The organism is Veillonella fallax, from assembly GCF_020687175.1.
Classification (GTDB): Bacteria; Bacillota; Negativicutes; order Veillonellales; family Veillonellaceae; genus Veillonella; species Veillonella fallax.
In genome coordinates this window covers 1-14,676 of the sequence record NZ_JAJEQD010000013.1, presented here as the reverse complement: position 1 = coordinate 14,676, position 14,676 = coordinate 1, and the positions used below count along the sequence as shown (strand labels likewise).

Here is a 14,676-nt window from a genome sequence, read left to right as displayed (position 1 = left end):
TATCTTAAATGCCCCGTACATGTAAATGTCATCTTTTTACGAATTAAGCAATCGTGGCTTTGTATCCACCCTATCTTGATTACCAACTTATACTTAATACTCTATTAAATCAACTGTCCAATTGGTTGACTGTAGTAAATTATCTAATGTACGAATCTCCTTAGATATTCTATCTGCTGTTTTTTGTAATTCACTAACATTTATAGTTGCTATCATTTTGATTTCCGAGCCACGAGCACGATAATTAATCGCACTCGCACTATCTGCTAAGGCACGATATGCAGATAGACGCATAATTGCACCTTCTTTTTCTGCTATAATTTGTGTTAAAGAGCGCCCTTCAACAATAGTTGCACAGTTAGTAAGATTAATATCTTTAATGAGTTGTTGAAGTCTAGCAATTGCCTTTTCTAGTTCTTGCATCAACACTATAGGGTTTTCATTAGGTGTTTCCCCTTCTTGTACTAAACTATTTTGATTTAAACGCCCTCGCAAATCACTAATTTTTTTATTTAAGTCAGCTCGTTCTTGTAATGCCTCTGCTAGTTTCATATACTCTCACCTCGTAACAAAATAATATGCACATTCAACTTATTTAATGCTACCTATCTACTTATTCTTATTATACAAGGACTTATAAAAGCTTTCTCATTAAAATATGAGGACACCCTTCATCAAGGTATTCCTCCCCTTCCGCTTTATAGCCAAGGGATTCATAGAATGGCTTAGCCTGTACCTGTGCAGACAAGGAACATGTTTTATATCCATCCCTACGAATAGCATTTTCTGCTGCCATCATAATTTTTGTTCCTAAATGTTGCCCACGATACAGCTTGCGTACTGCCATGCGACCAATATGTGCATCTCCGACTACGTCACTTGGAAAATATCGGCAAGTACCAGCTGCTTTACCATCTATGGACAAGAGAACAAATTTTGCAGTCTCATCGATTTCATCGAATTCTTCTGTAAAGCCTTGTTCCTTCATAAATACATCAATACGTATTTGTTTTATTTCATCAGTAATGTGATCTAAGATTTGAATAACCATATAGCCTCCACAGCTACTCATATATCGCTATTTGTGTAAAATTATTTTTGTTATACTGTACCTAAGAGAGTCAATTGACGTGAGTTAGGTTCATCACCGAAAGGTGGTGATACTATGACAAAACATGAAATTACATATGTAGTTATCATAATTTTGTTATCCGTAGTTACTATCATTGCCTTAGTTAAGTAAGGTAATGAAAACGCCTAACGTAATGAGGTGGCTAGACCTCTAACACGTTAGGCGCATCATTTTTACCCAAATTTTAGATGAGCCTAACGCTACCGACACGTTGATTGGCTCTCTTTATAAACTCATTATACTACAATTTAGTCATGAATAGCAAAAATCATTTTTATACAAAAGGCCTTATTACATCTGCATTTCAACCAATTTATCAATCCTAGTATTTTTAAAACTTCCATGAAATTTATTTTTAGGTGTTGCATAATTTTATCATTTGGGTTTATACTATACCCATAATTTTTAGAAAGGAGCAACCAAAGATGACTAACCAAATTAGCCTAGCTACAAAACAATACTTTTATTGGTTCTTTATCCAACGTACGGGTAAGGAACTATTTGTGGTACGCTAATTAAGATTGAGTCATTATTAGTTGCTTAGAATAGTAAAAGGGCTACCCGTATTAAACTACGGGTAGCCCTTTTTTGTTTGCTATCCCGTATGGTGAGCCCTACTATTCACTGTAGTTTACAAGGAGGAATTATCATGATTATTACATTAAAACAAAACGCAGCAACAGCAGAGGTATCTCGTTTACGCAGTGAATTAGAAGAAAAAGGCTTCATTATCCATCCAGTAGAAGGCGCTCGCTACAACATCTTAGGTCTTATCGGCGACACTGCATCCCTCGATGCTCGTCAAATCGAATCCCTAGATTTCGTAGATAAAGTAACTCGTATTCAAGAACCATACAAAAAAGCAAACCGTAAATTCCATCCAGATGATTCTATAATCAACGTAGGTGGCGCACTTATCGGTGGTGGTCACTTCGCAGTAATGGCTGGTCCTTGCTCCGTTGAAACACCTGAACAAGTATTAGAAACAGCAAAAGCTTGTAAAGAAGCTGGTGCCACAATCCTTCGCGGCGGCGCGTTCAAACCTCGTACTTCTCCATACTCCTTCCAAGGTATGGGTCCAGAAGGTTTAGAATTGTTAGAGCTAGCTAAAAAAGAAACTGGTCTTCCTATCGTTTCCGAAGTAATGGACATTTCCCAATTACAATACTTCGATAATGTAGATATGCTTCAAATCGGCGCTCGTAACATGCAAAACTTCACACTTTTAAAAGAAGTAGGTAAATTAAATAAACCAGTTCTCTTAAAACGTGGTTTGTCTGCTACATACGAAGAATGGTTGATGGCTGCTGAATACATCATGTCCGAAGGCAATGAACAAGTTGTATTATGCGAACGCGGTATCCGCACATTCGAAACTAAAACTCGTAATACATTAGACGTAACAGCAATTCCTATGATGCACGAATTATCTCACTTACCAATCATCATGGACCCTAGCCACGCTGCAGGTATGAGCCGCATGGTTCGTCCACTTTCCCTTGCATCCGTAGGCGGCGGTGCAGACGGCCTTATGATCGAAGTTCACAACGATCCATCCAAAGCATTGTGCGACGGCCCTCAAGCATTACGTCCAGACCAATTCACTAGCCTTATGAAAGAAGTTATCGCATTGCGCCAAGCATTGGTAGAATGCACTAAATAATTTTAAACAGCACACAAATAAGCTAGTATCCGTTATAATAGATACTAGCTTATTCTTTTATGAAAGGAACCGTTATGACTCGCATCCACATTAACGCGTCCACACCGTATGACGTTGTCATCGAGGAAGGCGCTTTACAACGCATCACCGATTATATTAAACCGTTAAAACCAAATTGCCGTGTTATCATCGTCAGCGACAGCAACGTGGCACCACACTATTTGGACTCTGTGAAAGCTAATATGGAACATGCGGGTTATACTGTTTGTGATTATGTGTTCCCTGCTGGTGAAAGCTCCAAAAATGCTCATCAACTCATCGATTTAGTAGAGTATATGGCGGCTCAATCGTTAACCCGTAAAGACCTCCTCATTGCTCTTGGCGGTGGTGTTGTAGGCGATATGGCAGGCTTTGCAGCAGCTACATACTTGCGTGGTATAGATTATGTACAGGTTCCAACGTCTCTATTAGCTGCCGTAGACTCCTCTGTAGGCGGTAAAACAGCGGTTAATCTCGAAGCGGGTAAAAACTTGTGGGGTGCTTTCAAACAACCTATCCTCGTCCTCTGTGATCCAACTACGCTCAATACATTGCCCGACATGGAATGGAAAAATGGTTGCGGGGAAATTATCAAATACGGTTTCCTCAATGTACCAGGTTTATTAACTCAACTCGAACATAAACCATTAATTAAACATCGCGATAGCGTGAGTGCCGTTATCGCTCGCTGCGTTCAAGCAAAGGCGGATATCGTGGAACAAGATGAACGCGAATCCGGTGTTCGTGCCCTCTTAAACCTAGGTCATACCTTTGGTCATGGCATCGAAAAGGCCAGCCACTTTGAAGTACACCATGGCTATGCTGTAGCCATCGGTATGGTTCTCATGGCTCAAGGTGCTGTCAAACATGGAGAGTTAGATAAAGAGGCATTAGACAAATTAAAGGCCCTCATAGAAGCACACGATTTGCCAACTACTACGACCATAACGAAAAAAGAGATCTTAGCAGCTGCTAAACACGATAAAAAAAGCGAAGGGGCAACTATAAAAATTGTAGTTCCTACTAGCTATGGACATAGTGAACTTAAGGTGGTAACACATGAAGAACTTGCCACCTATTTAGATTAAGGAGATTTATATGCATTCCGTAACGAACGCCATCCCTACAGGGACGATTGCGTCTATCCCAGCAAAGGCCCATGCACACCGCGCATTGATTTGTGCAGCCCTTGCTACCTCTCCATCTACTATATTACTGAGTCGTACCTCTAAGGATATCGATGCAACGATGGACTCTTTGCGAGGCTTAGGGGCCCACGTAGTATATGAAAATAAAATTGTTACCGTTACTCCTGGCCCAGCTCCAGCAAAGGGCAATGTAGTACCGCACGAATCAGGCACTACATTACGCCTTTTATTACCTGTAGCAGCATCCATCTGTAACGATGTAGATGTAGATGCTAAAGGTCGTTTACCAGATCGCCCACTAGAACCTATGCTAAGTGAAATGAAAGCGCACGGCGTGACTTTTTCCCAAGACAAACCACCATTTACTATGACAGGTCATCTTCAAGGCGGTCAATTTAGTATGGTTGGTGATGTGAGTAGCCAATTCTTCTCTGGATTATTGTTGGCTGCTCCTCAAATCGGCTTATCTACTATTACCTCTACTACGCCACTACAATCTAGCGATTATGTAACATTGACAACTGAAACTATGCGCAATTTTGGTGTAGAAGTAGAGCATACCTTACCAGATACTGATATTAACGAGGCTTTCACAGTCCCATTTGGTGCATCCTTCATCGGTCGTGATAATTATCAAATCGAAGGCGACTGGTCTAATGCAGCGATCTGGATGGTGGCAGCCGGTATGACGGGCAGACCAATTACGATTACAGGTATGAACAAAAACTCTGTACAAGCGGACCGCCGCATCATGCAAGTTATGATTGATGCTGGTTGTGATGTTATCTGGGATGGTATGAATGTGACGGTCACAGGTCGTGCTTCTAAACCGATTCATGCAGATCTTGAGCAAATGCCTGATATGTTGCCTGTTATGGCGGCCCTCGCTTGCTCTATTTCTGGTGAAAGCGCCTTTGTTAAGGGTGCTCGCCTACGTCTAAAGGAATCGGATCGTCTTGTAGCCGTTGCTAATCTCGTAAGAGACTTAGGCGGCACGGTTCGTGAAGATGGTGATGACCTATATATCATCGGAAGTGGTATACTTAAAGGTGGCCAAGGTGATTGCGTAAATGACCATCGCCTCGTTATGGCTGGCACATTAATGGCTCTCATCAGTGAAAATCCTGTTACCTTAAAAGATAGCGAAGCTATCACAAAATCCTATCCAGACTTCTTCGAGGACTGGAACTTACTGGGCGGTAATGCACAACCAGTTTAGATTTCTAATCGTATCTGGTGAAATCTAATAGATAATAGAAATAGTACGTACTATATAGTAGGAGTTAATATAATGGCATCTAATTTCGGTAAAACCATAGAGGTATCTACCTTTGGCGCCTCTCATGGGTACGCCATTGGCGGTATTGTAGAGGGTCTACCTTGTGGACATACCATCGATATCGATGAATTAAAAGCCTTTTTAAAGCGCCGTGCGCCAGGGCAAAATCAATTAACAACGCAACGTAAGGAAGCCGATGTACCTGAGTTTTTAGCAGGTATCGTAGATGGTATGCTCAGCGGTTCTCCATTGGCATTTATGATCCGCAACACATCCCAGCATTCTAGCGATTACAATAACTTGCGCGATATCCCTCGCCCATCTCATGCGGACTTCACAGCTCGCATGCGCTACGGCGACAAGGTAGATATGCGCGGAGGTGGCCATTTCTCAGCTCGCCTCACAGCACCACTTTGCGTAGCTGGTGGCATCGCCCTTCAACTATTACGCGAAAAAGGTATCGAAATCCACGGCCATTTAAAACAAGTGGGAATAATCCAAGATGCTCCTATCGATATGGTTCATCCAGCTATGAAAGCATTAGCTAACATCGCTGCAGAGCCGATTGCTATGGTTGATCCAGAAAAACGTACTGAAGTAGAAAACTTGGTCATGAAGCTCAAAAAAGATGGTGACTCTACCGGTGGTATCGTTGAGGTCGTTGCTACAGGGCTACCTATTGGCCTTGGCAATCCAAACTTTGACGGCATTGAAAACCGACTAGCTCGCGTTATCTTTGGTGTACCTGCCATTAAGGGCGTATCCTTCGGCGGTGGTTTTGACATGTGTGCTAAGCTTGGTTCCGAAGTGAATGATGCTTTCACCATGAACGACGACAAGATTACAACAACGACTAACAATAGCGGTGGTATCCAAGGCGGTATTACCAATGGTTTGCCGCTCGTTATGCAAGTCGGTATCAAGCCAACACCATCTATTTATAAAGAACAACATTCTGTATCACTTTCACAAAAAGAGGACACATTGCTCACCATTCAAGGTCGTCATGACCCATGTGTAGCGCTTCGTGCAGTACCTGTTATCGAAGCTGTAACAGCCCTCGTTATTCTTGATTTCTTAGGAGATATTGACCATGAACTTAGATGAAGTACGCGTTAAAATTAACGACATAAACGATCAGATGCTCGAATTATTCAAAGAGCGCATGGAACTCTCCAAAGATGTTGCAGCGGCAAAGAAAGAAATGAATAAGGCCATTTACGATGCTAAACGGGAACGAGATATTCTCGACAAAGTAACGCGAGATGCAGGCCCTGACCTCGATCTATATGCGCGTCGTTTCTTCGAAGCATTATTCAGCTTGAGCCGTACGTACCAATCTGAACAGTTATTCCAAGATAATGAGTTCACTGTAAAAATGAAAAAAGCCATTGAGCAATCCCCTACCTTACCTCCTCAACGAGGCAGCGTAGCTTGTGCTGGCGTATTCGGCAGCAATGCACAAGTGGCATGTGATAAATTATTACCACTTAGCCAAATTCACTACGTAACAGGCTTCCGTGCCGTATTCGATGCCGTTGAGTCTGGTGAATGTCAATTCGGTGTATTACCTATCGAAAATAGCTCCAATGGTTCTGTAAAAGAAGTATATGACCTTCTAGAGGATCGTAAATGCTATATCGTACGCGGTACACGCCTATGGATTTCTCACGATCTACTCGTGAAAAAAGGCACAAAACTAGAGGATATTCATACTATCATCTCTCACCCACAAGCATTGGGCCAATGTAGTCACTTCCTAGAAAAACTAGAAGGTGTAGAATTGCGCTCCTTTGATAATACAGCGCGTGCTGCACAGTTAGTAGCAGCCAGTGACGATCCAGGTGTAGCCGCTATCGCAGCACCTCAATGTGCAGACTTGTACAACTTGTCTCCATTGATGCGCAACATCCAAAACAGCGATAACAACTATACGCGCTTTATCTGCATTAGCAAGGACTTCCATGTGTATCCAGGGGCTAACAAAATCTCTGTAGTAACAACAGCAAGTCACGCTCCAGGTGGTCTTGGTACATTGCTTACCAAGTTTGCTAACATCGGTGTCAACCTTACAAAACTCGAGTCTCGCCCTATCGTAGGCCATAACTTTGAGTTCTTGTTCTACCTCGACTTAGAGGCATCCTTAGCGGATCCAAAGGTGTTGTCTGTGCTAGCAGAGCTTCATACATCACAAGATAAGTTCCGCTTGCTCGGTAATTATCCAGAAAACTAATATATTCATCCGTACTAGTGCCTATAAGGGCATATATAGTACAATGAATGTAGTTATAAAATTTCAATGGCTAATAGGTACCAGCCTATTAGCCATTCTATGTATATTGACCTAGGAGGTCCTATGAAATTTGGTTTACTTGGCCGTACGTTGGGCCATAGCTTCTCCCCTCGTATTCACAGTGCGTTAGGGAATACAAATTACGAATTATTTGAGCGCGAACCAAGCCAATTGCAAGAGTTCTTCGCTGATCCAGAATTACAAGGCATCAACATTACAATTCCTTACAAGGTAAATGCCCTTGAAGCTTGTGATGTGGTGGATCCTCGTGCTGAACGTATCGGTTGTGTAAATACAATGGTTCGCAAGGATGGCAAATGGCACGGCTATAATACAGACTATGATGGTTTTGTGTTTACCCTACAACATGCAGGCATCGATGTAGCTGGCAAGGAATGTATCATTCTTGGTGATGGTGCGTCCTCTGCTACCGTTCACGTAGCCCTCGAAGATTTAGGCGCTAAAAATATCGTCCATTTATCTCGCAAAACGGCTCCATTCTATGGTGATGCGCCAAACTATTATGAAACAGCGCAGATTATTATTAACTGCACCCCTATCGGCATGTACCCTCATAATCCAGCCAATCTCATCGATATTACGCAGTTTTCTAAATTGGAAGGTATTGTAGACCTCATCTACAATCCACGCCGCACGATTTTACTATTACAAGCAGAAATGATGGAAATTCCTCATTGTGATGGCTTGCCATTCCTTGTAGCTCAAGGCGTTGAGGCGGCTAACCATTTCCAAGGTGAACACTTTGGTACAAAGGAAATTGAGCAGATCTTACGCGATATGCGACGTGAAAAGGAGAATATCATCCTCATCGGCATGCCTGGTGTAGGTAAAACAACAGTAGGCAAAGCCCTTGGCGAAGAAATGGGCCGTACTTGCATTGATGTGGATCAAGAGTTAGAAAAAGAAATCGGTGACATTTCCACCTATATTACAGAACAAGGGGAACCAGCGTTCCGCGAAAAAGAAGCTGAAATGATTGCAAAACTCGGCACTCAAACAGGCCTTGTGATCTCCACTGGCGGTGGCTGTGTAACAGTGCCTAAAAACTTCGCACACCTACGCCAAAACGGTCGTATCTACCAATTAACACAACCTATAGAAAATCTATCTACCACTGGCCGTGTACTCTCTAGTGGCGGCATCGAACGTTTACGCGAGCTCGAAGAAATTCGTACACCAATGTATGAAAGCTTCGCTCAATGCATAATAGAACATAACCGCAATGCACCAGAAACAGTAGCGGCTATCCTAGAAGACTTCGAAGCAAATTTATTGTAAGAGCTCATACATCGCATTTGTAGAATACTTTACATCTGTCTTTCTAGATAAAACTAAAACTCATATCTTAACTTCATAGATATAGTACTAAAAGCAGTAGTTATCTCTAAGATAACTACTGCTTTTTTATATGCTCTATGTATTATATGTATTTGTAGAAAACTATGTTTGCAATTACAATGTAATTACATATAGAATTAATTAACTTAACGAACATTTAATATAAAATCAACAATATGATCAACGAATTACAGGCATAAGCCGAAAGAATACTAGGAGAGATACTATGAAAACCGTAAACCTACAAGTCCGCATCAACGAAGAACTGAAACAAGAAGTATCTAGCATATTAAAAGCACAGGGTTTATCCTATACATCCATGCTAGACGCACTATTTCGTCAAATCATTAAGGAACGTCGCATTCCTTTTGCTATTGCTTTACCAACAACTCCTACAGAAAAAACACCAACGCCAAGTACACTCAACAATGACGGCACCTACGAACAACCCCGAACTACATTAAAGGCCTCAGATACTATAAATACGTACGGAACATCAACAGAAAACAAGGTAGAAATATCCTTTGATAAAATTGATAAAACAGGCATACTCAATATCCGTATAAACCCTAAAGTTAAGACACTAACAACAGCAATCTTAAAAGAAATGGGATTAACTATATCACAAACTGTTACACTTGTATCTAAACAAATACAATTCATTAACGATATTCCTTCCACTATCCATCGCCCAGAATGGGTTGATGCTATAAATGATGATCTATGGAGTAAAGAAGATTTAAACACAAGAATAGAGATAGGACTTAATCAAGCAAAAAAGGGAATTGGCGAACCTGCTGAAAAAGTCTTTAATGAACTCCTTAAAGATTTATAAGTATGGAGGTAAAAATGAGATATACAATAATTTTGACCCCTACTGCTAAATCTGACATAGTAAATCTCAAACTTTCATTAAAGCAACGCTTTATAGACACTGCGATTATCCAAAAAGAATTATCGCAAATTTACCAAAAAATCTGTTCATTATTCATTTTTCCTGAGCGCTATCCTATTGTAGATAGCAAGGAAAAATACAGAAAATTATCATACAAAAAGTATCTTATTCTATATAAAGTAATAGGTAATTACATCTATATTTTCTATATTCGACCATCTCGTATGAATATATTACAAGAACTACAAGACAAATAAAAAAGTCGGCTTTCGCCGACTTTTTAATGTACTTTTACGCGTTTATGTTGTTGTTCATCGAATACGCCATCTACGTCGATGGTATCTAGAATTCGTTTTAGTTCATGCACATCAATTTGGCCTGGTGCAGATGCTTTGCCAGCAGAGGCAAAGGTCATAGCATTACCGAATAGAGCGCCTGCAGCGCGTGTAACTGCACCTAGTGGACCCATAGCCATTGTAATGATTGGATCGGATGGATATAAAGCTTTCACTTCAGCCGTCGCTTCGAGGAGTGTAAGAACATCGCCTGTTGTATGGGGCATAACAGCCATCTTTGGCACGTCGGCTAAGAATTCTTTCATTTGAATGAGGCGATTTACAATAACCTCATGACTTGGAGTGCCATTAAAATCATGGTTACTCATGATAATTGTAATACCATGTACCTTGGCAAATTCAATCGTTTTAAGCATTCTATCTTGATCAAAGAAGAGTTCAATATCGATAGCATCTACCAATCCAGTAGGAATGATGCGCTCTAACATTGTGAAGTAGTCTTGTGAAGAAATAGACTTTTCTCCACCTTCCCCTTTCGTGCGCCATGTAAATAATAAGGCACGACCTTTTAATTGAGGCTTAATAAGCATTAACAATTCAATAATAGCGTCAATGGAGTGGGCCCGCTCGTAATAGTCAATGCGTAGCTCCACTACATGACACGGTGTATTACATGCAACCGCAGTGGCATCTAAAATTTCTTTCATTGTTGTGCCTACAATAGGCACACATATCTTTGTCCCCTTTTCGCCGAGTACAGCATGACCGATACGGACCATAATAACTCCTTTCCGTCCCACAAGGTGAGACAAATGACTTACCTTAAACTAACTATATACCAATATTTTTGTAAAAGCAATCAATCAGCCTATATTGGATTGCTATTCACTAAAAATGTATGAAAGCCTGTTATTATGCACTAAAACAGTATTCTTAGATTAACGATTAGCATCAATTTTTGTTATGCCCAAAACCTTAAGACTAATAAAATATAATTATATTATATGAACCTTACAATACTAGTTATACTAAAAAAGATACCTTGCTCAACTACTGTAATAGTTAAGTAAGGTATCTTTTTAATGTTAATCATGTTGCATGGATAGTTTTCGAGATTGGAAGCCCATATATAGTAATAGCAAGCCGGTAATACTAAATACATAGGATATACCAACATAAGTAGATACAATACTAGCAAATACAGGGCCTACCATAGAACCAAATTGTTGAGCTGTTGTTGTCATACCAAACATGCGACCTCTAAAGCTTGGATCTGTATTGAGTGTTACAGCTGCACTCAAGGATGGATTAATGCCTACAATACAAGAGCCTATTAAGACTTGTAAAATACCAAACCACCAAATGCCCACTGGCAAGCTTTGAAGTAAGAGGACGATACCACTCCCCATCATACAGTAGGATATGGTCTTAAAGTAGCCACGGCGTTCACCAAGGCGAACCCATAGATTTGTCGTCAAGGATCCTGCTAAGCCGCCGATACTAAGGATTGTACCAGAGATCATAGCCGCCCCTTCCATGGTACCTTGCATATCCCCGACATAGAGGGCCAAGATAGGTTGCAACATCATGATAGCACATTGCATAAAGAAGAAAATCCAAAGCAATCGTACTAATACTGGCTGTTGTTGAACCGCTTTAAAGTCTTCACGTAAGGATGTAGATTTAGTAGGTTGAGTAGGTTGCGCTGCTCCATCAGTGCCTACAGTATGTAATTTTGGTTCTTTCACAAAAAATAATACGGCCAAAGTCGCAATAAATACAGCAATACCAGATACATAAAATACAGGTCGCATCCCTACAACACTTTCAACGGCGCCACCTAAAAACGGGCCAATGACATTGCCTAAGATAAGACCGGTTTGAAATATACCTAATGCTCTACCAACCTGTTTTTCATCAACACTAAGGGACACCATAGTCATTGCCGCTGGATAGAATCCATTAGCAAAACCAACGAGCGCACGCCCCATGAGTAATTGATATTGGTCTGTAACTAAGCCAATTAATACATAACAGATAGCGATGGCAAAGCCAGCACGCAAGGCCATCCGTTTTTTACCTTTATTATCGGCAATCTTGCCCCATATAGGAGCCATAATGCCTGCAATGAGAAAGGTAATACCGAAAACGAGACCCGACCAAAGAGCTACGTCAGCCTTTGGAACGCCTAATTCTAAAAGATAGATAGGCAAAAACGGAATGATCATAGTGTAACATATGGCTAGCACTGTCATAGCCGCCGTAATGATCCATACATTGCGCATACCACCGCGAGCGTCATATGTAGTGGTACTCATTCGGTCCCTCCTTTCATATATAAAAGTATATATAGCAAGATACTTTTACATTCTATATAAATAAGAGCCGCATATGATACGCGACTCTCTCATTTATTCCGTTGGAAACTTGTGATCCATTACATCCTGTAAGGATACGCGTTCCATAACATGACGGAATTCATCTTGCAAGTACTGCCACAATGGAGCAGTCAAGCAATCGTTAAACATCGGACATGGCTCTACATCGTCTTCTAAACAAGATACGAGAGCAATGGAGTCCTCTGCAGCATATAAAATTTCATATACATTGTATTCAGCCGGCAATTTTACCAAGCGATATCCACCGTATTTACCACGTCCACTTTTAACGAGGCCAGCGGAGGATAAGCGAGATACAATCCCCTCTAAGTATTTATCGGAAAATCCTTGGCGTTCTGCAATCTCACGAATTGGTACATTTTTTTCTACCCCGTGCTCTGCAATATCCGCCAATATCCGTAAGGCATAGCGCCCTTTTGTAGATATTTTCATAAGTTAACCTCTAAGTCATTTCATAATATATTTATAGTATATCACAAATTCATACAAAAAATGGTGGGAAATATGATACACTATACATATATCGAAATATTTTATTTGGGTATTTTTTTAATTTCATATAGGAGGATGTTATCTAATGTTAGATAAACTATTTCAACTCAGTGAACGCGGTACAACTGTTAAAACCGAAATTTTAGCTGGTATTACTACGTTTATCACGATGGCGTACATCCTATTCTTGGCGCCTAACATTCTTAGTCTCGGAGGGATGGATAAAGATGCAGTCCTCATCGCTACAGCCTTAGGTGGTGGCCTTGTAACGATTGCTATGGGTTTATTCGTAAACTATCCGATTGCCCTCGCTCCAGGAGTTGGCCTCTTAGCCTTTTACTCCTTTACCGTAGTTCTCGGTATGGGCGTATCCTGGCAAACAGCATTAGGCGCGGTGTTCATTTCCGGTCTCGTATTCCTCGTATTAACACTTACGTCAATACGCCAAATGATCGTTGAAGGTATCCCAGCCTCTATGAAGGTTGCTATTACTGTTGGTATCGGCCTCTTCATCGCTATCATCGGCTTGAAATTATCCGGCTTGATGGCTATCTCTATTAGTTTGTCTCCCAACTCCTTAGGTCAAGTTGTGCAAACGCACGGTAATTTAGTACCTCCTGCGTCCGAAGCGCTCTTAACGCTTGGTAATTTGCACAGTGGCGAAACATTGTTGGCTCTATTCTCCCTCATCTTTACAGCTCTATTGATGGCTCGTAAAATTCAAGGTTCCCTCTTGATTGGTGTGGCAGCAACAACAATTCTTTCCTACGCTACTGGCCTTTCTACAATGCCTGAGAACTTCACTGTATTGGCAGTGCCTGATTTCTCTAAAGCAGCATTCCTTCAATTAGATATTCCTGGTGCGCTCCACATGGGCTTAATCACGATTATCTTCTCCTTCACCTTCGTAGAATTGTTCGACTCCATGGGTACCTTGATTGGTACTGCAACAGAGGCGAAAATTGCAGATCCTAAATCTGGTAAATTCCCAGGCCTTGGTAAAGCTATGACTGTCGATGCAATCGGCGTTAGTGCTGGTGCATTGCTCGGTACTTCTACGATTACTGCCTTTGTTGAAAGTGCGGCAGGTGTAGGTGCTGGTGGCCGTACAGGCTTAACGGCTGTCACAACAGGCGTATTATTCTTAATCTGCTTGTTCTTAGCTCCAATCGTATCCTTGGTGCCAAATGCAGCAACATCTCCTGTTCTTATCATCGTTGGCGCCCTCATGTTAGGTGCTATCAGAAACATCGACTTCGATGATTGGACAGAAGGCTTCCCGGCATTCCTAGTTATCGTTTTGATGCCTTTCACATACAGCATTGCTAACGGTATCTCTGCAGGTCTCGTTGCATACCCTCTACTCAAGATCATTTCTGGTCGTGCAAAAGAGGTTAACTGGATTATGTACGTATTGGCGGTACTCGTTATCATCCGTTATGTATTCTTCTAATTAACGTATGCTTATAATTTAGCTATTAATGAAAGCTAAACTTCGCTTGCTATAATCACTAATAGGCTAAGAACAAAATACATGTAAAATGCCAAAAGCATAGTATATGTAAATTACATATACTAAAAGAACCTATCTCCAAAGATATTAATGTAGTGACCCCAAAAAGTTAGACTTTTATTTCCGAGTAACCTAAACTGGTTGCTCGGAATTTTTTTATGCTGCAGT

Annotated in this window: 14 protein-coding genes; 9 read left to right on the top strand and 5 right to left on the bottom strand. The window is 41.0% G+C overall.

Annotated elements, in window-relative coordinates:
* Positions 1-93: 93 nt before the first annotated feature.
* Both LKD20_RS06975 and LKD20_RS06970 read right to left on the bottom strand, forming a co-directional pair.
* Positions 94-552 carry a DIP1984 family protein gene (locus tag LKD20_RS06975; protein ID WP_005385252.1) on the bottom strand — a complete coding sequence of 153 codons (459 nt, stop codon included), beginning with the start codon at positions 550-552 and terminating at the stop codon, positions 94-96.
* Positions 553-634: 82 nt separating this feature from the next.
* The gene (locus tag LKD20_RS06970) at positions 635-1,051 is read right to left on the bottom strand and encodes a GNAT family N-acetyltransferase (RefSeq protein WP_227721284.1); all 417 of its coding nucleotides are present in this window, start codon (positions 1,049-1,051) and stop codon (positions 635-637) included.
* A 730-nt stretch (positions 1,052-1,781) separates the two neighbouring features.
* On the opposite strand from LKD20_RS06970, the gene aroF reads away from it, so the two are divergent.
* From aroF to LKD20_RS06930, 8 genes are all read left to right on the top strand, one after another.
* Positions 1,782-2,795 (top strand): 3-deoxy-7-phosphoheptulonate synthase, encoded by a 1,014-nt coding sequence (gene aroF / locus LKD20_RS06965; RefSeq protein WP_227721283.1) that lies wholly within the window; start codon positions 1,782-1,784, stop codon positions 2,793-2,795.
* A gap of 74 nt (positions 2,796-2,869) precedes the next feature.
* The gene (aroB, locus tag LKD20_RS06960; protein WP_227721282.1) at positions 2,870-3,922 is read left to right on the top strand and encodes a 3-dehydroquinate synthase; all 1,053 of its coding nucleotides are present in this window, start codon (positions 2,870-2,872) and stop codon (positions 3,920-3,922) included.
* A 10-nt stretch (positions 3,923-3,932) separates the two neighbouring features.
* Positions 3,933-5,201 carry a 3-phosphoshikimate 1-carboxyvinyltransferase gene (gene aroA / locus LKD20_RS06955; RefSeq protein ID WP_227721281.1) on the top strand — a complete coding sequence of 423 codons (1,269 nt, stop codon included), beginning with the start codon at positions 3,933-3,935 and terminating at the stop codon, positions 5,199-5,201.
* A 72-nt stretch (positions 5,202-5,273) separates the two neighbouring features.
* Positions 5,274-6,368, top strand: coding sequence for a chorismate synthase (aroC, locus tag LKD20_RS06950; RefSeq protein WP_227721280.1), 1,095 nt, complete (start codon positions 5,274-5,276; stop codon positions 6,366-6,368).
* Complete coding sequence (locus LKD20_RS06945; RefSeq protein WP_005385244.1) at positions 6,355-7,494, top strand: bifunctional chorismate mutase/prephenate dehydratase; 1,140 nt, start codon at positions 6,355-6,357, stop codon at positions 7,492-7,494. The genes aroC and LKD20_RS06945 overlap by 14 nt, the downstream gene beginning before the upstream one ends.
* A gap of 123 nt (positions 7,495-7,617) precedes the next feature.
* Entirely contained in the window at positions 7,618-8,853 is a 1,236-nt protein-coding gene (locus LKD20_RS06940) for a shikimate kinase (RefSeq protein ID WP_227721279.1), read from the top strand.
* 286 nt (positions 8,854-9,139) lie between these two features.
* Entirely contained in the window at positions 9,140-9,748 is a 609-nt protein-coding gene (locus LKD20_RS06935; protein ID WP_227721278.1) for a type II toxin-antitoxin system RelB/DinJ family antitoxin, read from the top strand.
* Positions 9,749-9,762: 14 nt separating this feature from the next.
* A complete protein-coding gene (locus tag LKD20_RS06930) occupies positions 9,763-10,065 on the top strand; it encodes a type II toxin-antitoxin system RelE/ParE family toxin (protein WP_227721277.1) in 303 nt (100 codons plus the stop codon).
* 23 nt (positions 10,066-10,088) lie between these two features.
* On the opposite strand, the gene aroD is transcribed toward LKD20_RS06930, so the two are convergent.
* The 3 genes from aroD to LKD20_RS06915 form a co-directional block, all read right to left on the bottom strand.
* On the bottom strand, positions 10,089-10,883 hold the full coding sequence (aroD, locus tag LKD20_RS06925) for a type I 3-dehydroquinate dehydratase (RefSeq protein WP_005385241.1): 795 nt from the start codon (positions 10,881-10,883) through the stop codon (positions 10,089-10,091).
* Between the two features lie 306 nt (positions 10,884-11,189).
* Positions 11,190-12,422 carry an MFS transporter gene (locus LKD20_RS06920; RefSeq protein WP_227721276.1) on the bottom strand — a complete coding sequence of 411 codons (1,233 nt, stop codon included), beginning with the start codon at positions 12,420-12,422 and terminating at the stop codon, positions 11,190-11,192.
* A gap of 93 nt (positions 12,423-12,515) precedes the next feature.
* On the bottom strand, positions 12,516-12,935 hold the full coding sequence (locus LKD20_RS06915; protein ID WP_024066769.1) for an RrF2 family transcriptional regulator: 420 nt from the start codon (positions 12,933-12,935) through the stop codon (positions 12,516-12,518).
* 145 nt (positions 12,936-13,080) lie between these two features.
* On the opposite strand from LKD20_RS06915, the gene LKD20_RS06910 reads away from it, so the two are divergent.
* Positions 13,081-14,448, top strand: coding sequence for an NCS2 family permease (locus LKD20_RS06910; RefSeq protein WP_227721275.1), 1,368 nt, complete (start codon positions 13,081-13,083; stop codon positions 14,446-14,448).
* The last annotated feature ends 228 nt before the right edge of the window (positions 14,449-14,676 follow it).